Here is a 22,339-nt window from a genome sequence, read left to right as displayed (position 1 = left end):
CCGGTGACAGACGACGACAATCCGGGGAGCGGCAGGCCTGCTCGCTCCCCGGAAGAATGGCATAACCATGCGCGAACCCTGAGTCTGCGCTGGCTAGGAGCCCGGTCTCACACCAGAGCAGAACTGCGCGAAAAACTCATCCGCAAAGGCATACCCGAGACCGTCGCGAACAGCGTCCTCGAGCGACTCGTAAACGCCAAACTTATCGACGACGCGGAGTTCGCGGCGACGTGGGTGCGCTCCCGTCACACCCATAATGGGCGCGGCCGAAAAGCGCTTGCCATGGAACTTCGCCGCAAGGGAGTATCCGATCCCGACGCGGCTCAAGCTCTCTCGTCCATCACCGATGATGATGAACGGTCACGTGCATACGCACTCACGGCGCAAAAACTCGAACGTTCCGGTCGCACCAACTGGGCGGTCCCGGCGGAGAGACAGAGCGCAACACGCAAGCTCGTCGGGATGCTAGCCCGGCGAGGATACGCGCCCAGCCTCGCATATAGCGTCGTAAAGCAGGTGGTAGCTGAATCTGCCGGAGCTGACATCGAATTGCCCGGCGAAGAAACCAGCGAGTCAGACATCTGACGTGCCCGCAGCCACTGGGATCCCCGCGACCTTCGCTGCCTCGCGTGCCTTACCAATCCGGTAATGCAGAAGGGTAATGACGAGACCGACCACCAGACCGATCACATCTGTGAGCACACCAAAGTGGAGGAGCAGAACACCCGCAACCGCCAGCGCAATTCGTTCAGGCCAGGAGATGCGCGACTGGAAGAACCCCACCATGGCGATACCCAGGAAAAATACCCCAGCTAGCGACGTCACCGCTGCATGGATGCCCTCCAGCCACGTGACATTCTGCAACAGCAACTGCGGGCTGATAACGAACATGAACGGCACGACAAACCCAGAAATCGCGATGCGCACAGCATGCCCACCGGTGCGGATGGGATCGCCACCCGATATGCCGCATGCGGCGTACGCTGCAAGGCACACCGGCGGGGTGATGTCCGCCATCACTCCGAAGTAGTACACGAACAAGTGTGCCGAAAGCACCATCGCGACCGTAGGTGCCGCCAGATCGCCCTGCAGCAAAACAATGATTGCGGGTGCGGCGAGCGTTGCCGTAACGACGTAGTTCGCAGTTGTGGGCAGACCGATGCCCAAGATCAGGCAAGCCAGCATCGAAAGCGCGAGCACAGGAATCAAATGCCCGCCGCCGAGGCTAATCAATCCGTCAGCCAGTTTGTGACCGAGTCCTGTGAGCGTGATCATCCCGGCAAGGATTCCGGCAGTCGCACACGCCACGATGATCGGCAGTGCGATGCGAGTGGCGCTGACCAGGCCATCCGTGAGCGACGCGAGCGACAGTTTATCGTCGGAAAACGTTCGCCACTTTGAGAACGTAACGACTAGCAGTGTCGTCGCGGCGGCATACGCGAAGGCGAGCGCGACGACCGACCACGCGCGTCCAGCATCAGGGAACGCTGTTTCGACGAGCCAGCGAACCCCCCACAGTGCAGCAATAGTCGCCACGAACGGCACCATCACCTGAATCGTGCGGACAGCGACCGCTCTGAGCGGCTCTGTCAGGTCCGTGTCGCCCTCAAACCCGCGCCACCGTGCAATGAGCTGCGCGATCACAGCGACGAGCACACCGAGCACGAGCGCCACAACCGTCATACGGTTCAGGCGTGTCATTCCCGGCGCCACGGCAGCCACACCGAGGTACAGCACCCACGCCACACCGAACGCGAGCGCGGTGAAGGCAAGAAGCTGCGCACTTCCCACAAGCCGACTCGACACTGGCGGTGGCGGCGGTTTCAACTCTCCGCGTGCTGGACTGAGCGCGACCACGGCGGGAGCGAACAGCTGAATCAGAATGTTAATCCCGATCGCGATACCTATCGACGCCATCGCCGCAAACCCGGGACTGAACCCCATCGACAGCAGAATGAATATCGCCACGATGGGGATCAACAAATAGCCGCGCGCCGCCATAAGCTGCCGAACGCTGGGTAGCAGCGCCTTCGGTATGCCACCAATATGAAGCCGCTTCGAATCAAAGTGAATCACCACGAATTGGGCGGTGAAGAAGAGAATGGCAGGAATGATCGCAGCTTTCAGAATCTCCGCGTAGGGGATACGCGTGATTTCCATCATGATGAAAGCACCGGCACCCATGATGGGCGGCGCGATCTGTCCGCCCGTCGACGATGCTGCCTCCACAGCGCCGGAGTAATTCGGCTTGTATCCAGACTTCTTCATCATCGGGATTGTGAATGCACCGTTGCTCACCGTGTTCGCGACCGACGAGCCAGTGATCGTGCCTGAGAAGGCGCTCGTTGCGACCGCGACCTTTGCGGTGCCGCCAGTCGACCAGCCGGTTGCACCGAGTGCGGCGTCGGTGAAAAACCGTTCCATGCCCGTGCGCTGCAGCATCGCGGCGAAGATAAGAAAAAGGAATATTACGGTAGCCGAAACCCTGATCGGTGTGCCGAATACTGCCTCGTCCGTGAAGAAAGACGTATTCACAATGCGGTCCACGCTGTAACCCGGGTGGCGGAGAAAGCCGGGCAGCACGGGCCCGTAATAGGCGTACGCGAGCATGATCGTGGCGAGAATAACGAGCGCGCTACCGAGAACACGCTGTGCGGCGACAAGAATCAGCAGCAGCGCGACCGTGCCGACTGCCACGTTCGCCGGGGTAAGGATGCCAGCGGTGCGGATGATCGTCTCGTAGTTCGAGAAGACGTAGTAACCGGTGAAGACGCTGAGTCCCGCGAGTACGAGGTCCGCGAACGGAATGCCTCCCAGCCGCAGCGGTACGTACCGCGCCGCCTGCACCAGCGCGAGAACCCCGAGCGCAGGCAGGACCACGTACCAGCCGGCAATCCCCTGAACCGCGATAGCTACGAGCACTATGAGCCCGGACGCGGTGAGGAACCATCCAAAGTACTGCTGGCGTTTGGTAAGGCGCGGCTTGACGGGATACAGGAGAAAGATCAGGCACAGGCCGAGTGAGAGATGGAAGGGCCCCTGCTGACGTGCGGGCAGCGAGCCTTCGAACACTGGTGAGGTGATGATATGGAACAGCGCGAACGCCAGGGCGATGAAGAACACCACCCAGCGCCACACGGGCTGTCGGTCTACCCGCGTCGCCGCGCCGGTCTCAGTGAAACTGTGCTCCTCAAGCTCAATCAGGTCGTGCTCGAGTTCCTTGACAGTCGCAGGAGACGGTGCAGTGCCGTCCGCAGGTGATGGTGCCGGAGTGGTTGACATTTCCCCACCTCTCGTTGACGGAGAAGTCTTACGCTGACCCGTGTGTTCGCAGCGCGACGCGGGCCTGCGGACGAGTCAGATCGAGCAGCCGGACGACGGTGCCGTCCGGCATCGTGAGTATGTGGTTGACTGCGGGACCACCGGTAATCAACTCCACGACACCGAGAGGGCGACTGTGATGCACTACCCGATAGTGCCCATCTTCCTCGATAAACGTCGTGGTGACACCGTTCACCGTCTCCGGGCCAAAAGGCAGGTTGGCGCCCATGCGGTCGAAGATCATCTCTTCCATCGTGAGTTGCCCGTCAGGGCTCACGGAGAACACCTCACGCACCGGCCGTTTGTGCACTGAATGCACATGTTCCATCGTTACGAGCTCGCCAGGCTCGATCGGGTAAGAGTACAGAACAACACCCTGCGCGTCCGCTATCTGGAATTCGAGAGCATCGGTGTGCTGCACACAGCCCGTTGCCAGCACTACGGCGAGGACTGTTGCGCGCGAGCAGCGGGGCGTCCGAAGTTTCCGGACGCCCCGCTGCTTTCGGGGGTTTGCGACGTGCGGGTACGTCACGGAATAGTGACGCCCTGTTCTTCGTAGTAGCGCACCGCGCCAGGGTGCATTTCGATCGGCCCGAGACCATCTACCGCGTTCTCGAGAACCATGTCCTCCGCTGCGGAGTGCTGGACCCGATCGCCATGCTCATACATCACGCGGACCAGTTCATAGGCGGTTTCTTCGTCGAGATCCGCGGTGGTGTACAGCGTTGCCCACGAGGTGATCGTTGCGTTGGGTTCGTCGACACCGGAATAAGTGCCCGCCGGGATTTCATGAGCACTCAGCAACTCATTCTCCGCCAGTATCGCCTCGAGTTCCGGGCCGGAGATATCAAGCAGCACCACATCGTGCGACGTCGCGAGTTGTTCGATGCTGCCGGTGGGCGCAGCGAGGATGCCGAAGGCGGCGTCGACGACACCGTCGCCGAGGTTCGTCGCTGCGTCGCCGAATCCGCTGTCGAGTGTCGCGGCGAGGTCCGTCTGCGGATCGATGCCGTAGGCTCGCAGGATTTGCTCCGCCATGACGTAGGTTGCGCTACCCGGGGGCCCCATCTCGACACGCTTACCGCGGAGGTCTTCTATCGATTCGATGCCAGACTGAGCGGTGGTCACAATCTGCACGATTTCGGGGTAAATATTGCCGAGTACGCGGATGTTCTGCGGGTTTGCGAGCGGCTGATCGGCGAAATCGCCGGTGCCGTCGACCGCATCAGCAGCGGTGGCGTTAACGGACATGATGAGGTCGACTTCACCCTGGTCGAGCGCGCGAAGGTTCTCGACCGAAGCGCCGCCCACGGTGGCCGTGACGCTGATCCCCTCGATTTCGCTGCTCCATACGCTCGCGATCTCACCACCGAGCGGATAGTAGGTGCCGCCGGTCGATCCTGTCGCCAGTGTCAGATCGCCGGGGCTGTCGGCAGCACACGCCGACAGTGCGAGAGCACCTGCAGCCAGTATTGCTGCGGCTGCGCGGCCACGGAATCGCCCGCCTTTACGGTGCGGAGTTCTCATTGTCTTACCCTCTCCGGATCGGCAGTTCGTCACACGCCCACGCAGATGAAGTGCGCCGGGCACGCCAGGGGCTCGGTCCTGTGTGTTCTAAGTCATAAACTTAGCGCAGGCCCTGGGGAGGCTGGCCAGCATGTGATGTCCGGATTGCGTAACAAACTGATGACGCTCCCTGTTACGTGCTCTCGGCGCGTCATCCGAGGAACTGCGCGGCTGTGTAGATCAGCGGGATTCCAACAATCAGATTGAAGGGGAATGTGACACCAAGCGAAAGCCCAAGCGAGAGTGCCGGGTTCGCCTCCGGTACGGCATCGCGGATGGCTGCAGGCGCGGCGACGTAGGAAGCGCTCGCAGCGAGCACCCCGAGCAGAGTGGCGCCGCCGACAGAGAGCCCGATTGCGGTGCCGGTGAGCACACCGAGGGACCCGCCGATGAGCGGCATAAGAATGCCGAACGCGAGGAGCCGGAACCCGGCCTTCTTCAGCTCACCGATGCGGCGTGCTGCGACGATTCCCATATCGAGCAGGAAGATCGCGAGCACACCGAGAAATGGAGCGACAAGGAAGCCTTCGAGCTGGGCCATTCCTGTTTCACCGGTGGCGGCCCCCACGACGGCTGCGCCGATGAGGAGCACTACGGGCCCGTGCGTGAAGCTGTCGATGAACCGGTGGTTGCCGGTCGCGGCGCCGCCTCGGCGGGCGAGATAGATCCCGATGAGAATGGCCGGAATTTCCATGATCGCGAGCAGGGTGATCATGAAGCCTTCGCTCGATTCGCCCATCGCGCTGAGGAATGCGGTGGCGGCAACGAAGGTCACGACGCTGACGGAACCGTAGTGTGCAGCCACGGCCGCGGCATCAATCCGGTTGACGGGTGTGAACCAGCGCAAGAGACCGTACGCCACGAGTGGGAGCGTGATCGCAAGAAAAAGGCCGGCGGTGACTCCGAGAAGGAGTTCGGTGCTCAGTCCCTCGGCTCGAAGCTTCACGCCACCTTTGAAGCCGATAGCAATGAGCAGGTAAATCGACATCGCTTTCGCGGCCTGCTCAGGGAAGGAGAGGTCAGATCGGATTCGCGTGGCGATCACCCCGAGGGCGAAAAAGCCCAGCGCAGGTGACGCGAGGTTCGCGGAGAGTACTTCGACCGGCACGGCGTTTTCCTGTCGTCCAATACGTGAATGCAACTTCCGGTAATATAGTTCGCTCGTTTCGTTTTGTCACGCGGAAAGTCGGATAGGTTACGTTCGAGCGAGACCAGAGTGGAGGTAGACATGGCGGAAGTGCCGCGACAATGGACGTTCCTCACGAACCACGCCCATGTCCTTGTCTGCATCGCTCGGGACTCCGGTATGCGGATGCGGGACATCGCCCAGGCTGTCGGGATCACCGAGAGAGCGGCGCAAAGTATCCTCGCGGATCTGATCAACGAGGGTTACGTCACCCGCACGCGCGTCGGCCGGCGGAACAATTACCTCATCAACCCTGACAAGCCTTTGCGGCACGAACTCGAGCATGAACGGCTCGTTGGTGAGCTCCTTGAGGTACTGGCCAACGATTCGCCGCGTGAGTAGCACCTCGCCGCACCGGTAGACTCAGGAGCCGTGAGCAGTACGCACCACCGTTCAAAGACGTTCCAGATCCGTACCTACGGGTGCCAGATGAATGTCCACGATTCCGAGCGCCTTGCCGGGCTGCTGGAGGACGCAGGATACGTCCGGGCTGATCGCGATGACGCGCCTGACCTCGTCGTTTTCAATACCTGTGCGGTCCGTGAGAATGCCGATAACAAGCTATACGGCAACCTCGGGCATCTCCGTCCATGGAAGGACGCCAACCCCGACATGCAGATAGCGGTCGGTGGCTGCCTGGCCCAGAAGGACCGTGACGTTGTCGTCAAGAAAGCGCCCTGGGTCGATGTGGTGTTCGGCACTCACAATTTGGGCTCCCTGCCTGCACTGCTCGAACGCGCCCGTCACAACGCTCAGGCTGAGATCGAGATCCTCGACTCGCTGGAGGTTTTTCCGTCAGCGCTGCCCGCGAAACGGGATTCAGCCTATTCAGGGTGGGTTTCGATCTCGGTCGGCTGCAATAACACGTGCACGTTCTGTATCGTCCCCGCGCTGCGCGGCAAAGAAGTCGATCGCCGCCCCGGAGATATCCTGGCCGAGGTGCAGGCGCTCGTCGCTGAAGGAGTGCTTGAAGTCACACTCCTCGGGCAGAACGTCAACTCGTATGGGCGTTCGTTCGCGGATCCGTCGATTCCGCGGGACCGCGGTGCGTTCGCACAGTTGCTGCGCGCATGCGGTGACATCGAGGGCCTCGAACGCGTGCGTTTTACGTCACCGCATCCTGCTGAGTTCACCGACGACGTGATCGCGGCGATGGCCGAGACCCCCAACGTGTGCCCACAACTGCACATGCCGCTGCAATCCGGATCTGACCGCGTACTGCGGGCGATGCGGCGTTCCTATCGTAAAGACCGGTTCCTCGGCATTATCGACCGTGTTCGGGCAGCCATGCCGCACGCCGCCATCACCACGGACATAATTGTGGGATTTCCCGGTGAGACCGACGAAGACTTTGAGCACACCCTTGACGTGGTACGGCGAGCGAGGTTCTCAAGTGCCTTTACCTTCCAATACTCAAAGCGTCCAGGTACGCCCGCGGCGGAAATGGAATCCCAGATTCCCAAAGCCGTGGTGCGCGAGCGGTACGACCGTTTGATCGCAGTGCAGGAGAAGATCAGCTTGGAGGAGAACGAGAAGCTGATCGGATCCCAGGCTGAGCTGCTCGTGGCCGTCGGTGAGGGCCGCAAGGATTCCGCCACCCAACGGATGTCTGGCCGGGCGCGGGATGGCCGTCTTGTGCATTTCCGGCCTGAAGGTGCGGCAGACGGCGACATCCGTCCCGGCGATATCGTGACCACGGTGATCACGTCAGCAGCTCCGCATCACCTGATCGCGGATGACTCCCTCCTCGCTCACCGCCGCACACGAGCCGGGGACGCCGCCGCGCAAGGCTTGACACCCAAAACAGCCCCGGTTGACTCCGGAAGCCTGGGCGGCGCAGGTGTCGGACTTGGAATGCCCCGGCTTGGTGTACCCGCCCCACAACCGCAAACCTCAGGATGCTGCTGAATATGTCCTCGTACGAACCTCGAATTCCTGACCCTGCCGACGCTTTCCGGCGTGACTTCGAAGCGGCTGAGCGCCGGATTGCTGGCGAGATAGACCCCGGGAAGAAGGCCGTTTTCGCGGCGGTTCTCGTGCTGGCGCTGCTGCTGTCCTTTACGTTGCCGCACACCGGCGGGGCGAACGGCTGGGATGTGCTTGTTCGCTCCGACGCCGCGATCGGCGAATCAATCAAGGTGACATCGCAGTTGTTCGTGTGGTTCGCAGCGGTGTTCGGCATTGGTTTTTCTGTGCTCGCGCTGACCACCCGGCGCTGGGTGTTTTCGCTGTTCGCCGCGGGCGGGTGCTTTGTTGGCTCAGTGCTCGGTGTGCTGGCAGTCTGGTCGCGTCAGACGCTCGGCGCGCTTGAGGCCGGGGGAGGGCCCGGGCCGGGCCTGGTTCTGGGTCTCATCACGGTCATCGTGCTGTTCTTGACCTGGCTGGGAATTGCGCTGAGCCACAGCCCACTGGAATCACCCGGTAGGCGATAGTGATGAATGTCGAGCGGGGCGGTGCCTGATGGCGCCGCCCCGCTCTGTTTGTCGTTGCAACACCACGTCAGCGTGACGAAAGCGCGCCTTCCGCAGCCGCCGCCCACTCGGCCCATTGACGAGCCTGCTCACGCGCCTTCTGCGCGTCCTTGGTCCTGCCTGCGGCTTCCGCTTTCGCTGCCTGCTCTTCGAACTGGTGTACACGCTCGCGGAACTGTGCGGCGCGCGCCTCAGCTTCGGGGTCGGTGCGGCGCCACTGCGAATCGACAGCGTCGCGTATCCGGTTCTCGATTGAACGGAAACGACCCTCAAGTTCCTGCACGCGCTCACGAGGAACACGACCTATAGCTTCCCAGCGTTCCTGGAGTGTGCGCAGTTCGGCGCGTGCAGCCTCCAGGTCTTTCGCGGGGTCGAGCGCCTCCGCGGCGGTGAGAAGGGCCTCTTTTGCTGCCGCATTCTCGACGTATTCCGCGTCCCGTTCTGAGGCGGCTGCGTTGCGGGCTGCGAAAAACGTGTCCTGCGCGCCCTTGAAGCGCTTCCACAGCGCATCGTCGGCCTCTTTGGGAGCCCGGCCACTGGCTTTCCACTCACTCATCAGGTCGCGGAAAGTCCCCGCGGTGGGGCCCCAGTCAGTGGAGGTGGCGAGTTCTTCCGCGCGCGCAACGAGTTCTTCTTTGCGTGATTTAGCGGCGGCGCGTTCGCGGTCGAGTTCAGCGAAGTGTGAGCCGCGGCGGCGATTGAAAGCGTCGCGCGCCTTCGAGAAACGCTTCCACAGGGCGTCATCTGTCTTGCGGTCGACACCTCGAATGGTCTTCCATTCGTCGAAGATTTCCCGCAGCCGATCACCAGCGGCCTTCCATTGCGTCGACTCCGCGGAGATTTGCTCCGCCTCGGCGCAGAGAGCTTCCTTGCGCTGGATCTGCTTCGCGCGTTCGGCCTCTTTTGCGTGCCGGGCATGTGCTGCCGCGGCGTCCGCGCCAGTGATCACCGCGCCAATTCGCTGTGCGAGAGAGGCGACATCACCAATGACCGCTGCAGTCGCAAGAGTCTCAGCGAGGTGTTCGGCCGCTTCGCGTGTCTTTCTGGGATCGCCGGCGCCGGTTTGAAGCCGCGCCTCGAGCAGCTCGGCTTCGGTGACCAGATCATCGAATCTGCGTCCGAAATGCGCAAGACCTTCTTCGCGATCTCCTGCATGCCACGAGCCAATCGAGCGCTCGCCGTCGGAGGTGATCAGCCAGACCGTGCCGTCATCGTCGATACGGCCGAACTTGTGAGGATCGTTGGAGGTGTGGGCGACCGGGTGGACTGGGTGCGGGTGGTGAGCACTATGCGCGCTCGCGGCGTCTCCGGGGGTGATGGACTTCGACGTGGAAGCCTGGTGGGCGTGCGGTTGTGGCGTGCTGTCGGTCATCGTTCCTCATCTCTGCCGCGCGTCACGGCTGCCGTGCTCGCACAGGCGCGGAACCTGTCCAAGCGTGCGTACGGTGCCGAACGTGAATCCCGGCACACGCTCCATTCAACCGCGCGGAACGCGATATGGCTACGAAAACCTTCTGAAGTGTTCACTTAGTGTGTTCGAGCTGAAACCCTCAACGCACGCCCTTCGAGCGGCTCACCCCGCTCCGGTGTGGCTCGTTTCTCGTGCACGGGTACCGTTTTCTGTTGTGTTCACTGCTGCCGCGTTCATTCCGGGCCCGCCGCTGCTCGTTCCTGAGCTGGCCAATGCGGCTGCCGCCGAGTCAGCTGATCTCAGGCGGGCCGTGCTCGACGTGGCGGGAGAACTGGGGCTGCGCAGCGAGCGCTGGGTCGTCATCGGCGTCGACGAGCGGCCGGGCCAGGTGCCGGTCCACACCGGTGCGGACGCGATCGGGACTTTCCGAGGGTTCGGCGTGGATGTGCGGGTGACGCTCGCGCCGCCGGCAGTTTCGGCCAGTAACCCGAAACTGCCAGCCCCGGACCGAAACATGCCCCTGCCCGCGTTGATTGCTGGCTGGGTGCGGGGCGCTGCGGCACCCGAGTGCCGCTGCGAGGTCGAATACGTGCCAGCCGACGCGTCAGCCGAAGTGGCGGCCGCGATCGGACGCCGGCTGCGTACGCAACTCGACGCGGCCGGTGAACGCGTCGGTGTGCTCATCGTTGCCGACGGAGCCAGTGCCCTTACTGAGCGCGCGCCGAAAGCGTACGACGAACGAGCGGCCGATTTCGAGGACGCGCTCGCACAAGCTCTCGACACTGGCGATGTCAAGTGGTTGGCTGCTCTGGATGAACGGCTGTGCACCGCACTCGGTGCCTGTACGCGAGCCGCATGGCAGGTGCTCGGGGCTCTGTTCCACGATGGTGTGGCAGCCGTTGAACGCCGGTTCGACTGTGCGCCGTACGGGGTGGGGTACCACACCGGGGTGTGGCTGCCGTGACACGCCCAATCGCTATCATCGGGCCGACAGCGTCGGGGAAATCAGCCCTCGGTCTCGAAATCGCGGAACGGCTCGGAGGGGAAGTCGTCAACATCGACGCCATGCAGCAGTACGTCGGCATGGACATCGGCACCGCCAAGCTGACTGTGGAAGAACGCCGGGGTATTCCTCATCACCAGATCGATACGCTGCGCGTCACTGAACTGGCTACCGTCGCCAACTACAAGGCAGCGGCGACTTTCGACATCGAGCGTCTCCTTGATCGCGGAACCATCCCAGTGATCGTTGGCGGCTCAATGATGTACATCCAGGCGCTGATCGACGATTGGCAGTTTCCGGCGACAGACCCCGCCGTGCGCGCCAGGTGGGAAGCTCGCCTGGAGGAAATCGGAGTGCAAGCTCTGCACACCGAACTTGCCCGCCAAGACCCTGACGCCGCGAGAATCATCCTGCCTACTGATCCCCGGCGCACCGTCCGCGCGCTCGAGGTCATTGAACTCACCGGGAAGCCATTCGCCGCGTCACAGCCACACCGTGGGAAACCGCAATGGGACACAGTGATTCTCGGTGTCGACCGGGACACCGCAGAACTCGACGATCGCATCGTCATGCGGACCGAATTAATGTTTCGGACTGGGCTTGTTGACGAAGTCACGCGGCTCATCGGTCAGGGTCTGCGTGACGGTGTAACAGCCTCCCGGGCAATCGGTTACGCCCAGACGCTTGCGGCCCTTGACGGCGAGCACAGCCTGGAGCAGGCGTACGAACTCACCCTTCAGGGCACGAAAAGGTATGTGCGGCGCCAGCGTTCCTGGTTCAGGCGTGACGATCGCATTCACTGGATCGACGGATCTGACCCTGCGATGGTCACAACGGCGCTGCGGATCGCTCGCAGATAGGTTCCTGCGTCACCCGGCGGGGCAAGGGCAGCACTCATGTTGACACGCTTCCAGCATCGTGTAAGCATCAATGTGCTATTACATTAGTGAAATGAGGTAGGTCGTCGTGGTCCTCTACCGAATCGACCGAGGGTCAGGGGTCCCCGCGTACGTGCAGCTTGTGATGCAAACCAAGCGGGCTCTCAGGCTTGGCTATCTGGTTCCGGGCGACCGGCTGCCGACGGCAAAAGAGGTGGTCAACGAACTGGCGATCAACCCGAACACGGTGTTGAAGGCGTACCGCGAACTTGAATCTGAAGGGCTTGTGGAGCCGCGGGCGGGTCTCGGAACCTTTGTCACGAAGTCGCTCGCGAAGCCGGGGATGGCGGAGACGGAAACCCTCCGGATCCAGCTGGATGGCTGGATCCGTGAGGGCCAGGATGCGGGGCTTGGGCGAGAAGATCTGGAGGCGCTCGTGTCGGATGTACTCGACATCTACTTCGATAAGGCAGGAGATTCCGAATGACATCTACGGCCACTGACGTCGCTCTGGCCTTGCGTGATGTGCGTAAGAAGTTCGGGAAGCGTCACGCGCTCACTGGGTGCACCGCAGATGTCGCGACTGGGTCGATCACAGCTCTGATTGGCGCTAATGGTGCCGGCAAGACGACCCTGATGTCGATGGTGGCTGGTTTGCTCCGGCCTGACTCCGGAACAATTAGTGTGCTGGGGCAAGCGCCGCGATACGACCACATTCTCGATGGTGTTTCTTACCTTGCCCAGCACAAGCCGCTGTACCCGTCGCTGAGCGTTGCTGAGATGCTTGATTTCGGTGCCGACACCAACCCGGATTGGGATGCGGACTATGCCCGGGAAATCGCGACTAGCACCGGGATTGGTCTTCGTGCGAGGGTCAAGCATCTGTCTCCGGGGCAGCGCACGATTGTCGCGGTCGCGCTTGTTCTCGGGCGCCGGCCCGACTTGCTGATGCTTGACGAGCCAATGGCAGATCTTGACCCGCTTGCGCGCCGAACGGTCGCGCAGATCCTGATGGCGGATGTTGCTGAGCGCGGGACCACGTTGTTGTTGTCCTCACACGTCCTTAGTGAGGTCGCCGACCTTGCTGACGCAATGATTCTGCTCGGGAATGGTCAGGTGCGGCTTGAAGGGCCGATAGACGAGGTGCTGAGCCAGCATTTCGTTCTCACGGGTGCGGGGACGCGTTCAGAGGCGCAGAACTTCGGAGTGATTGTCGAGGAACGGGGGACACGCGGGATGCACAGCTATCTGATTTGCGGTCACGCACCATCCTCATCGGAGCGGTGGAATGTTGGCGCGGCGACTCTCGACGACGTCGTCATTGGGTACTTGCGGGCCGAGGAAGTCGCCCCATGATTGCCACTGTGTGGCGGCAGCACCGCCGGATGCTGATGCTGCTGTTCACAGCGTACGCCCTCGTGACGGCAGCAGTGGTGGCCAGCGGCGTCATTTTGCGGGCTTATCGCGCTGAAAACCCGGGGCCGGACCCGCAGTACACACCCGGGGTCTGTACCTCCATCGAGTGCTACGCGGGGTCCGCGATCGGCTGGATCAGTGGGATCGTGGTGCTGAGCATCGTTGTTGTCGGTGCGGTGATCGGTGCTGTCGTGACAGTGCGTGAACTCGAAACCCGGACGTATGTGCTGGCCTTCACCCAGTCGGCGAGCAGATTTTCCTGGTACGGCGCACGAGTGCTCGTCATTTTCGTGCCCGTGTCGGCTGCCGCGGGTGTTCTCGGTGCCGCCCTCGCCTCGATCCGGGTGCCCGCTGGCAATCTTTTTCAAGGCAGGTTCACCCAAATCGTCTACCTGACGTGGGGTCCGGTGACGGCGGCTTGGATGTTTGCCGCTCTGATGCTGGGCAGTGTGCTCGGTTTGCTCGTAAAGAACAGTTTTGCGGTCCCGATCGCCGTCGTACTGGCGTTTTTGGGGATCGTCGTTCTGGGCAGTGCGATGCGCCCGCACCTCGCTGAGGCTCACGTGCGAGAAGAACCGCTGGGCACGGTGTGGACGGGGGTCGGCACACCCGACGGCCCGGAAGTGTTTGCGCGCTATCACGACTGGCTGCTCTCGAGTGGCCCAGTTGACGCGACCGGGCAGCCAGTAAACCAGCATGAGCTCTGCCCGCGCTGGTGGACGGTCGAACGCGGTGACCGGGAGCCCGTGACGAAGCGTATGACCAGCGAGCAGGAAATGGTTGGCTGTCTGCGCCAGCACGGCGCGGTCACCACCGTCGTCTACTTCCATCCAGATGAGAGTTTCTGGGCCATCCAGCTGCGCGAGACAGGTCTTCTGGTCTTGACCGGATTGATCCTTCTGCTGCCAGCACGCTGGCAGCTCAAGCGAGTGTAAACGAGGTGCAGTTGTGCCCACCGTAAAAAGCGAGACCGCTAGCGGAAGCCAGCAGCGCTGCCGCACACGGGTTTTGCGTGTGACGTGGCGTCAGCACAGGACGCTGATCGCAGTCGTTGTTGTCGTGATGCTAGCGGCTGCGGTGACACTCACCGTCTTAGAACAGCTGTATGCGCATTCGCCGGGGCCTGTTGGGTCAGGCCGTGAACCTTGGTGGGTGCGCATCACCGGGCTGGCTTTGCAGGCCGCGCAGCTGGGCGCCGGGCTGCTTCCGCTCCTGCTCGGCGCGTTCGTCGGCGCCGGCGTTGTCGCGCGTGAGAGTGAACACGGGACAACCACGCTCGCGTTTACCCAAAGCGTGCCGAGGCGGAAGTGGTGCGGCGCCAAGATCGTTGTCGTTTTTATACCGGTCACCGCAGCATCCGTCCTGCTGGCTCTGGCGGCGCGGGAACAGCCAGCATATGTGGGAGCGAGGGAAGGGCGTTTCGCCTTCGAGCATTTCACTACGACTCCGCTGATCGCGTCCCTTACCACGTTCACGGCCCTGCTTGCTGGGGCAACGATAGCGCTCTGGGTGCGAAGCCAGCTTGCCGCCAGCGCGGTCACGATGATCGTGCTCCTCGTGTTCGGTACTGCGATTGCCTCGTACCTGCGGCCGCACTACGCTGCGCCTTCCGTGCACGTCATGAGTGTAGAAGCCGCCGTGAGGGATGGGCAGTATCCGTTGGGAGATGCTGACAGAGGCACTCACGATGCTTGGACGCTCAGCTACGACTACGTGACAGCCGAGGGGCGAGCACTGCCCAGCCTTTGGGCCGCGTGTCCATGGCACGGGGACTGGCCGATGCCGCCCGAGCCACGGGCCGGGGAGCCGAGTGCACAGTTCGCGACGCGGCAAGCGGAATACGAAGAGCTTCACCGCATCACCCAGAATGACTACCACGAGTACCTGGCTGCATGCTTCCGCGGGCACGGCGCGGACCGCTACGAGATCCGCTACCACGCGAATTCACAGTTCTGGCGCTTCCAGCTCACCGAGGCAGGACTGCTGGTGCTAGTCATAACCGGGCTGCTCGCACCCATGCGGACCGGACTACGACGACTCACCTGACTCAGAAGGTAAGGGCACTCGCCGCCCGCCACACCGCGAGCGTTTGTAGCGATCTCCGCGCAGAGAACCTAACAAACGCTCGCGGGGCGGTCGGCGGTCTCGCGAGGTCTTCGCGCCAGCGGTCAGGCTGCGCGCACACGAATTTCCGGCGACCCCCTTGACATCACGTGTTGCGGATCACATACTTGGTTAAACGTTTTGCCAAACCGATTAACCAGGAGTGTTCGATGGCCCGGAAAGTGCGGATCAAAGATGTCGCCGAGCGCGCCGGCGTTTCCGTGGCCTCTGTCTCCTTTGTGCTAAACAACGTCGAAGGTGCCCGCGTTGCGCCCGAAACGAGAGAGCGCATTAAGGCTGCGGCGCGGGAACTCGGCTACCAGCCGAACACCGTGGCACGCGGCCTGCGCACGCAGCGGACTCACATGATCGGTTTCATCAGCGATGAGATTGCCACGACGCCGTTCGCAGGCCAGATGATTCAGGGAGCACACGACGCGGCCCACAAGGTCGGGTATCTCCTGCTGATGCTGAACACGGGCGGTGATGTTGAAGAGCAGCACCTCGCTGCGCGAGCGCTGGTGCAGCGGCAGATTGACGGCGCCATCGTCGCCACGATGTACCACCAGCGTATCGAGATTCCAGAGGAGCTAGCAGGCATTCCGCACGTGGCGCTAGATGCCGAACCGGTGAGCGGTGCGGTGTCGTCCGTCGTGCCGGACGAGTTCGGCGGGGCTGTGGCGGTGGTCAGCGAACTGATCACCGCAGGACACCGCCGAATTGGGCACATTACTGATCGGGACTGGCCAATCGCCAAAGGCCTCAGGCTCGATGCGTATCGGCATTGCCTGCTCAGCAACGATCTTCCTGCCGGTGACAGTCTTGTTGCAGCAGACGAACCGAGTTCGCACGGTGGGTATCGCGCCGCCCAAGTGCTGCTAAACGCTGCAAACCCGCCGACTGCGATCTTCTGTTACAACGACCGGATGGCGATGGGGGCGTACCGGGCCGCCGCCGAGCACGGGTTGCGGATACCGCAGGACCTCTCCATCGCGGGATACGACGATCAGCAGCTCATATCCGACGCGATCGCGCCCGGGCTGACCACCGCAGCACTGCCGCATTACGACATGGGCGTGTGGGCGGTTGAGACGTTGCTGCACCAGATCACATCAACTGCACCCGTTGTGCCACAACGTCATTTGATGCCATGTCCGTTGATACGGCGTCACTCCATAGCGCCGCCGCGCGGCTAGCGCGGTCGGCTTCATACACACCAACACCCTCGTTTACAGGGTGAGGAAAGGAACCGTGATGCGTCACCGCTTTCGGCGGCGCAGTCCTTCGGGCACCTCACGGCGAGTACCTCGTGCGTTGAGGTTGCTGGCTGTCTCTGCCGCATCTGCGCTGGTTCTCAGCGGATGCTCCACCGCAAACGCGGCGGAGGATCGTATCGAGATCCACATGTGGAACCATGCCGCGGGTAACCCCGAAGAGCTCGCCACGATCACTGCAGTGATCGATGCTTTCAATGCGTCCCAGGACACGTACGTCGTGCGTCAAGAAGCGTTCCCGCAGCTCGTGTACGGCGATGCCATCACTGCGGCCGCCCTCACCAACGATCTGCCGTGCATCGTTGATATTGACGGCCCAATCGTGCCGAACTGGGCGTGGGCTGGACTGCTCCGGCCGCTAGACCTCCCCGAAGACCTGCTGGGGCAACTGCTTCCCTCCGCAGTGGGCGAATATCAGGGTGAGACCTACTCGGTCGGGTACTACGACGTTGCGCTGGGTATTCACGCCCGCAAGTCGGTCCTCGAGCAGTACGGCATCCGAATCCCGACTCTGGAGCAGCCATGGTCGGGTGAGGAGTTCGATGCGGCGCTCGAAACACTCGCCGCGAGCGGTGATTTCAGGTATCCGCTGGACCTCGGGACCGGTATAGCCGATGGCGAATGGTGGTCGTATGCGTATTCGCCCTTCCTGCAGAGCTTCGGTGGGGACCAGATCGACCGCAGTACCTTCCGCTCTGCAGAGGGAGCTCTCAACGGTCCTGAAGCGGTCGCGTTCGGCGAGTGGTTTCAGTCCCTCTTTGATCGCGGTCTCGTGAGCCGGGAAGGTAATCCGGCGCGGCCCGAGTTTCTGCAGGGCACCGTCGCGCTGAGCTGGCAGGGCAGTTGGGAAGCGCTCAACGCGTACGACGAATGGGGCGATGACATGCTTCTACTGCCGCCCCCGGATTTCGGTAGTGGACCCGTCGTCGGCGGTGCGAGTTGGCAGTGGGGAGTGTCCACGTCCTGCGAACACCCCGAAGGTGCGTTTGAGTACCTCGAGTTCAGCCTTCAGCCGGAGTTCATTGCTCAATTCAGCAACGCACTCGGTGTTATCCCGGCGAGCGAGGCTGCGACCGAGCTGTCGGAGGAATTCGGCGATGACGGACTCCTGCGGCCGACAGTCGATTTCGCCCGCGAGCTGGCGGTCGTGCGGCCAGAAACACCTGCATACCAGGTGGTTTCAAGTGTCTTTGAGAAAACACTGAAGGACATCATGCATGGTGCCGACGTGCAAACCGCGCTCGATCGGGCGGTACGCGACATCGACGCCAACATCAGGTCCAACGACGGTTACGGATTCTGACATGGCTACAACGGATTTCGCGCCCGCTCCGGGCGCCCACGACAAACAACCCGAATCGAAGCCCAGGCGCCGCGCAGGGCGGCATCCGGACCAGCGGGCGGCCTTGGGACTGGCTGCACCGGCCATGGTCTTGCTCAGTCTCTTCCTGATCATCCCGGTGATTCTGGCGTTCACAATTGCCTTCACGAATATGCGCCTGATTTCGCCCAACCCGCCCAGGTTCGTCGGGCTAGACAATTTCATCCGCGCCTTGATCGAAGACGAGGTCTTTCGGGCGTCGCTGCTGAACACCTTTTACTTCGCGGCGGTGGTCGTCCCCGTGCAGGCTGGCCTGGGGCTCATTCTTGCGCTGCTGGTGAACCAGAAGCTTAAGGGCCGCAATATCTTCCGGACCATTTATTTCATCCCGGTCGTGACGTCGATGGTGGTGGTTTCCATCCTGTGGCGCTTCATGTACCAGGAAGACGGGCTGATCAACTCGATGCTCAGCACGCTTACCGGCGGAGCTGTCGAAGGTACAGCCTGGCTGAGCAACCCCGCGACCGCGATGCCCGCGATCATGGTGCTCTCGGTGTGGCAGGGCGTGGGTTTCCACATGGTCATCTGGCTGGCAGGCCTGCAGACGATTCCCCAATACCTCTATGAGGCTGCCGAACTCGACGGCACCAACCGATGGCAGCGCTTCCGCTACGTCACGATGCCGGGCCTCAAACCCACCATGGTCTTCGTCCTGGTGACAATCACCATCGCGGCGTTCGCGCTATTCGTGCAGATCGACGTCATGACGCAGGGCGGGCCCCTTGACTCTACGAGCACCCTCGTCTTCTACGCGGTCCGCAAGGGCTACCGCGAGCAGGAAATGGGTTACGGCGCTGCGATTTCGCTGATCTTTTTCGTGCTGGTTCTCGCGGTCTCACTGATCCAGCGCTATATGACTCGAGACGAGGACTGACCGATGACAATCGCAATCAAACCCGACACTGACGAGAAGCGTCTGGTCCGCCGCACATGGCCGCGTTACATACCAATGGCTCTGCTCGCGCTGTTCTTCATGTTCCCGATCGTGTTCATGTTTGTGTCGGCTTTCAAAACCGACGCTGCAATCTTCGCGGATCTGCGTTCGCTGCGCGCCTTCCTCCCCATCGGTGAACTCACATTCGCCAACTTCGCAGGCGTCTTCGACCGCGTGCCGGTGATCCGGTTCCTCTTCAACTCGATCTTCATCACGACGGCCATTGTCGGACTCGGTCTAATCGTCAACAGCATGTGCGGGTTCGCCCTCTCCCGAATGAAGTGGCGCGGACAGAAGATCGTGTTCTCCATCATCATCGCCACGCTGATTGTGCCGTTCGAAACGGTCGCCATCCCACTCGTGTATTGGGTCGCGAAGCTCCCGTCTGTCGAGTTCAACGGGCTCATGCCGACCTATAGTCAGGGCTGGCTCAACACGTATCATGTGCAGATTCTGCCGTTCGTCGCGAACGCGTTCTTCATCTTCCTTTTTGCGCAGTACTTCAAATCCATACCGCGCGAGCTCGATGAAGCTGCCCGGGTTGACGGCGCAAGCTGGTTCCAGATTTATTGGAAGCTCATCGTGCCGCTGTCCGGTCCGGTATTCGCCACCGCCGCCATTCTCACCTTCGTTAGCTCGCCCGGCGCCTGGAACGCATATCTCTGGCCGCTGATGGTGGCACAGCAAGAGGAACTGCGCCCAGTGATGGTGGGGATGCAGTACTTCTTCCAGCTTGACACCGCGTGGGGCGAAATCATGGCGTATACCTCGCTCATCACACTTCCGGTGCTGATTCTCTTCCTTTGCTTCCAGCGCGCGTTCGTCAACTCGATCGCCTCCACAGGCATGAAAGGCTGACCATGCTTCGACTACCTGACCACTGGGTGTGGGACAGCTGGTACGCCCACGATGGCAACCAGCACCATGCGTTCTTTCTCCGTGCCTCACGGGCGCTTATCGATCCGGAACGTCGCCATTTGCGTGCCAGTATCGGTCACGCGACATCAGCAGATCTTCACACGTGGACGCTCCAGCCCGACGCGCTCGTCCATGCCGATGCGCCAGCGTGGGACGACATGGCGACATGGACCGGCTCGGTCATCAAAGCGGCCAACGGGACCTGGCACATGTTCTACACGGGAATTAGCCGTGCCGAGAATGGGCTCATTCAGCGGATCGGCCTCGCCACTTCTGACGACCTCATAACGTGGCACCGGCAGGGTGACACGCCGCTCGTTGAGGCCGACGCCCGCTGGTACGAAAAATATGACGGCACAGCATGGTTCGACGAAGCATGGCGTGACCCGTTTGTTTTCGCAGACCCCGATGGCGACGGCTGGCACATGCTTATCACCGCTCGTGCGCGGGAGGGTGCCCCGGAAGAACGCGGCGTGATAGGCCACGCGCGCAGTGCCGATCTGCGCACATGGGAAGTGCAGCCGCCACTCAGCAAACCTGACGGTTTCGGACAGCTTGAAGTGCCGCAAGTGGCGGTCATCGACGGCCAGCCCCTGCTGATCTTTTGCTGCCACCCACCACAGCTCGCGCCTCGCTTGCGCGAACCGAAGCCAGCCGGATCCATGTGGGCGGTGCCGGCAGACAGCATCACCGGACCGTTCGACATCGGTTTGGCAACGCCGTTCAAGCACAACAGTCTGTACGCAGCCCGGCTTGTCGAGACCGGCAGCGGATGGCAGCTTATCGGATTCCGCGACACCGAGAACGACAGGTTCATCGGCGAACTCACCGACCCTATTCCTGTGATTATCCGCGACGGTGGACTCGTCTCCACCGCTAACAACCCAAACCAGCACTGAGGATCAGCAATGGCAACTGTGACCTACAACCAGACAACTCTGTTCTACCCCGGTGCGGAGCGCCCCTCGGTCAACGACCTCGATCTTGAGATCAACGATGGCGAGTTCCTTGTGCTCGTCGGCCCGTCAGGCTGCGGGAAGTCGACGACATTACGCATGCTGGCTGGGTTGGAGGAAGCGACCTCGGGGTCGATCCACATCGGTGACCGCGACGTCACGCACATCGCTCCAAAAGAGCGTGACATCGCCATGGTCTTCCAGAACTACGCGCTCTACCCGCACATGACCGTTGCGGACAACATGGGCTTTGCGCTGAAGATCGCGAAGAAGCCGAAGGACGAGATCCGCCGCCGCGTGGCAGAGGCGGCCAAGTTGCTTGATCTCGAGCAATTCCTCGAGCGCAAGCCCAAAGCGCTGTCTGGCGGCCAGCGGCAGCGGGTGGCGATGGGCCGGGCGATTGTGCGCGAGCCGAAGGTGTTCCTCATGGACGAGCCATTGTCGAACCTTGATGCCAAACTGCGTGTGTCGACGCGCACGCAGATCGCCGCGCTACAGCGGCGCCTCGGCGTCACAACGGTGTACGTCACTCACGATCAGGTGGAAGCGATGACCATGGGTGACCGTGTTGCGGTCCTGAAAGATGGGGTCCTGCAACAATGTGACACGCCGCGGGCGCTCTACGATCGGCCCAAGAACGCGTTCGTCGCGGGGTTCATCGGCTCGCCCGCGATGAATCTGAAAACGCTGCCTATAGAGGGAGACGGCGTGCGTCTGGGTTCTGAGTTGCTCCCTTTGACACCTGCGGTGCGTGCGGCGGCCGTGGCGGAAGGGGCAGACTCGGTGACAGTCGGCTTCCGGCCAGAATCATTCGAACGAGCAGGTGCGAGCGACGGCGGTTTCGACGTGCAGGTCAATGTTGTCGAGGAACTTGGTTCGGAGGCGTTCTGCTACGCATCCCTACTCAGTCATGGCGATGCTGATGGGGACATCATCGCGCGAGTCGACGCGCGGACACCACCTGCAAAAGGGGACCGGCTGCGTATGCGGATCCGGCCAGACGAGATCCACACGTTCTCGGCGGAGACAGGTCGCCGTCTGGGCTAAGTCTGGGCTGGGCAATGCGCATGGCCCGGGAATAATGCGTGGCACACCACTGTTCGATTGAGCGGTGCCGCGGATGGTTCCCGGGCAACGGCATAACATTGCATGGCGGAGTCTAACGAAGAGGTGTTTTCCGGAAGGACGAGGATGAGCGAAGTGAGCGGCGGTATTCCCTTCAGCAAGGGGCACGGTACCGAAAATGATTTCCTCATCTTCGCTGACACGGACAGCGCGCTTGAGCTCACGGAAAGCCGCGTTGCTGCACTGTGTGACCGGCAGCGGGGAATCGGTGCCGATGGTGTTCTGCGGGTGGCGAAAGCGGCCGCGCTGATGGCCGCTGGCGTCCTGCAGACACTTCCGGAAGGTGTCGCGGCCGGCGATTGGTTCATGGACTATCGCAATGCGGACGGTTCGATCGCCGAGATGTGCGGCAACGGGGTGCGGGTCTTCGCGCACTATTTGCACGCCGCTGGACTC

The 22,339-nt window shown here is 62.0% G+C and carries 21 protein-coding genes and 1 pseudogene; 17 read left to right on the top strand and 5 right to left on the bottom strand.

Annotated elements, in window-relative coordinates; all coding sequences use genetic code 11:
* Nucleotides 1-3 precede the first annotated feature (3 nt).
* Nucleotides 4-585 carry a regulatory protein RecX gene (locus ONR57_RS11010; protein ID WP_265123407.1) on the top strand — a complete coding sequence of 194 codons (582 nt, stop codon included), beginning with the start codon at nt 4-6 and terminating at the stop codon, nt 583-585.
* Here ONR57_RS11010 and ONR57_RS11005 read toward each other — a convergent pair.
* The 4 genes from ONR57_RS11005 to ONR57_RS10990 all read right to left on the bottom strand — a co-directional run bounded on the left by ONR57_RS11005 (nt 574) and on the right by ONR57_RS10990 (nt 5,995).
* Nucleotides 574-3,282 (bottom strand): TRAP transporter fused permease subunit, encoded by a 2,709-nt coding sequence (locus ONR57_RS11005; protein ID WP_265123406.1) that lies wholly within the window; start codon nt 3,280-3,282, stop codon nt 574-576. The genes ONR57_RS11010 and ONR57_RS11005 overlap by 12 nt on opposite strands.
* Before the next feature lie 28 nt (nt 3,283-3,310).
* Complete coding sequence (locus tag ONR57_RS23315; RefSeq protein ID WP_265123405.1) at nt 3,311-3,853, bottom strand: DUF1850 domain-containing protein; 543 nt, start codon at nt 3,851-3,853, stop codon at nt 3,311-3,313.
* A complete protein-coding gene (locus ONR57_RS10995; RefSeq protein WP_265123404.1) occupies nt 3,850-4,848 on the bottom strand; it encodes a TAXI family TRAP transporter solute-binding subunit in 999 nt (332 codons plus the stop codon). Before ONR57_RS10995 ends, ONR57_RS23315 begins: the two co-directional genes overlap by 4 nt.
* A 190-nt stretch (nt 4,849-5,038) precedes the next feature.
* Nucleotides 5,039-5,995, bottom strand: coding sequence for a sodium-dependent bicarbonate transport family permease (locus tag ONR57_RS10990; RefSeq protein ID WP_265123403.1), 957 nt, complete (start codon nt 5,993-5,995; stop codon nt 5,039-5,041).
* A gap of 120 nt (nt 5,996-6,115) precedes the next feature.
* Between ONR57_RS10990 and ONR57_RS10985 the strand changes: the two genes are divergently transcribed.
* Genes ONR57_RS10985 through ONR57_RS10975 form a run of 3 tightly spaced genes read left to right on the top strand, consistent with a single transcriptional unit; the run spans nt 6,116 to nt 8,505 of the window.
* Nucleotides 6,116-6,415: a winged helix-turn-helix domain-containing protein gene (locus tag ONR57_RS10985; protein WP_265123402.1), complete on the top strand. Its 300-nt coding sequence runs from the start codon at nt 6,116-6,118 to the stop codon at nt 6,413-6,415.
* A 30-nt stretch (nt 6,416-6,445) separates the two neighbouring features.
* Nucleotides 6,446-7,981: a tRNA (N6-isopentenyl adenosine(37)-C2)-methylthiotransferase MiaB gene (gene miaB / locus ONR57_RS10980; RefSeq protein WP_265123401.1), complete on the top strand. Its 1,536-nt coding sequence runs from the start codon at nt 6,446-6,448 to the stop codon at nt 7,979-7,981.
* Between the two features lie 2 nt (nt 7,982-7,983).
* A complete protein-coding gene (locus ONR57_RS10975; protein WP_265123400.1) occupies nt 7,984-8,505 on the top strand; it encodes a hypothetical protein in 522 nt (173 codons plus the stop codon).
* A gap of 67 nt (nt 8,506-8,572) precedes the next feature.
* Here ONR57_RS10975 and ONR57_RS10970 read toward each other — a convergent pair whose 3' ends face one another.
* The gene (locus tag ONR57_RS10970) at nt 8,573-9,916 is read right to left on the bottom strand and encodes a DUF349 domain-containing protein (RefSeq protein WP_265123399.1); all 1,344 of its coding nucleotides are present in this window, start codon (nt 9,914-9,916) and stop codon (nt 8,573-8,575) included.
* A gap of 253 nt (nt 9,917-10,169) precedes the next feature.
* Here ONR57_RS10970 and ONR57_RS10965 point away from each other — a divergent pair, with 253 nt between their 5' ends.
* From ONR57_RS10965 to ONR57_RS10905, 13 genes and pseudogenes are all read left to right on the top strand, one after another.
* Entirely contained in the window at nt 10,170-10,919 is a 750-nt protein-coding gene (locus ONR57_RS10965; protein ID WP_265123398.1) for a hypothetical protein, read from the top strand.
* Nucleotides 10,907-11,818 carry a tRNA (adenosine(37)-N6)-dimethylallyltransferase MiaA gene (miaA, locus tag ONR57_RS10960; RefSeq protein ID WP_265123397.1) on the top strand — a complete coding sequence of 304 codons (912 nt, stop codon included), beginning with the start codon at nt 10,907-10,909 and terminating at the stop codon, nt 11,816-11,818. Before ONR57_RS10965 ends, miaA begins: the two co-directional genes overlap by 13 nt.
* A 106-nt stretch (nt 11,819-11,924) precedes the next feature.
* Nucleotides 11,925-12,323, top strand: a complete 399-nt coding sequence (locus ONR57_RS10955) for a GntR family transcriptional regulator (protein ID WP_265123396.1) — start codon at nt 11,925-11,927, stop codon at nt 12,321-12,323.
* Nucleotides 12,320-13,192: an ABC transporter ATP-binding protein gene (locus tag ONR57_RS10950; protein ID WP_265123395.1), complete on the top strand. Its 873-nt coding sequence runs from the start codon at nt 12,320-12,322 to the stop codon at nt 13,190-13,192. The genes ONR57_RS10955 and ONR57_RS10950 overlap by 4 nt, the downstream gene beginning before the upstream one ends.
* The gene (locus ONR57_RS10945; protein ID WP_265123394.1) at nt 13,189-14,187 is read left to right on the top strand and encodes a hypothetical protein; all 999 of its coding nucleotides are present in this window, start codon (nt 13,189-13,191) and stop codon (nt 14,185-14,187) included. The genes ONR57_RS10950 and ONR57_RS10945 overlap by 4 nt, the downstream gene beginning before the upstream one ends.
* 13 nt (nt 14,188-14,200) lie before the next feature.
* Nucleotides 14,201-15,298, top strand: coding sequence for a hypothetical protein (locus tag ONR57_RS10940; protein WP_265123393.1), 1,098 nt, complete (start codon nt 14,201-14,203; stop codon nt 15,296-15,298).
* Between the two features lie 227 nt (nt 15,299-15,525).
* Nucleotides 15,526-16,551: a LacI family DNA-binding transcriptional regulator gene (locus ONR57_RS10935; protein WP_265123392.1), complete on the top strand. Its 1,026-nt coding sequence runs from the start codon at nt 15,526-15,528 to the stop codon at nt 16,549-16,551.
* A gap of 58 nt (nt 16,552-16,609) precedes the next feature.
* Entirely contained in the window at nt 16,610-17,932 is a 1,323-nt protein-coding gene (locus ONR57_RS10930) for a sugar ABC transporter substrate-binding protein (protein WP_265123391.1), read from the top strand.
* Nucleotide 17,933: 1 nt separating this feature from the next.
* A complete protein-coding gene (locus tag ONR57_RS10925) occupies nt 17,934-18,884 on the top strand; it encodes a carbohydrate ABC transporter permease (RefSeq protein ID WP_265123390.1) in 951 nt (316 codons plus the stop codon).
* Between the two features lie 3 nt (nt 18,885-18,887).
* Nucleotides 18,888-19,802, top strand: a complete 915-nt coding sequence (locus ONR57_RS10920; RefSeq protein ID WP_265123389.1) for a carbohydrate ABC transporter permease — start codon at nt 18,888-18,890, stop codon at nt 19,800-19,802.
* A gap of 2 nt (nt 19,803-19,804) precedes the next feature.
* A complete protein-coding gene (locus ONR57_RS10915) occupies nt 19,805-20,761 on the top strand; it encodes a glycoside hydrolase family 68 protein (RefSeq protein WP_265123388.1) in 957 nt (318 codons plus the stop codon).
* A 9-nt stretch (nt 20,762-20,770) separates the two neighbouring features.
* Complete coding sequence (locus ONR57_RS10910; RefSeq protein WP_265123387.1) at nt 20,771-21,865, top strand: ABC transporter ATP-binding protein; 1,095 nt, start codon at nt 20,771-20,773, stop codon at nt 21,863-21,865.
* 165 nt (nt 21,866-22,030) lie between these two features.
* Nucleotides 22,031-22,339: pseudogene (locus ONR57_RS10905) on the top strand (diaminopimelate epimerase); the annotation flags it as partial.

Source organism: Hoyosella sp. YIM 151337 (assembly GCF_026041215.1).
Classification (GTDB): Bacteria; Actinomycetota; Actinomycetes; order Mycobacteriales; family Mycobacteriaceae; genus Hoyosella.
This window is presented reverse-complemented; position numbering and strand designations above follow the sequence as displayed.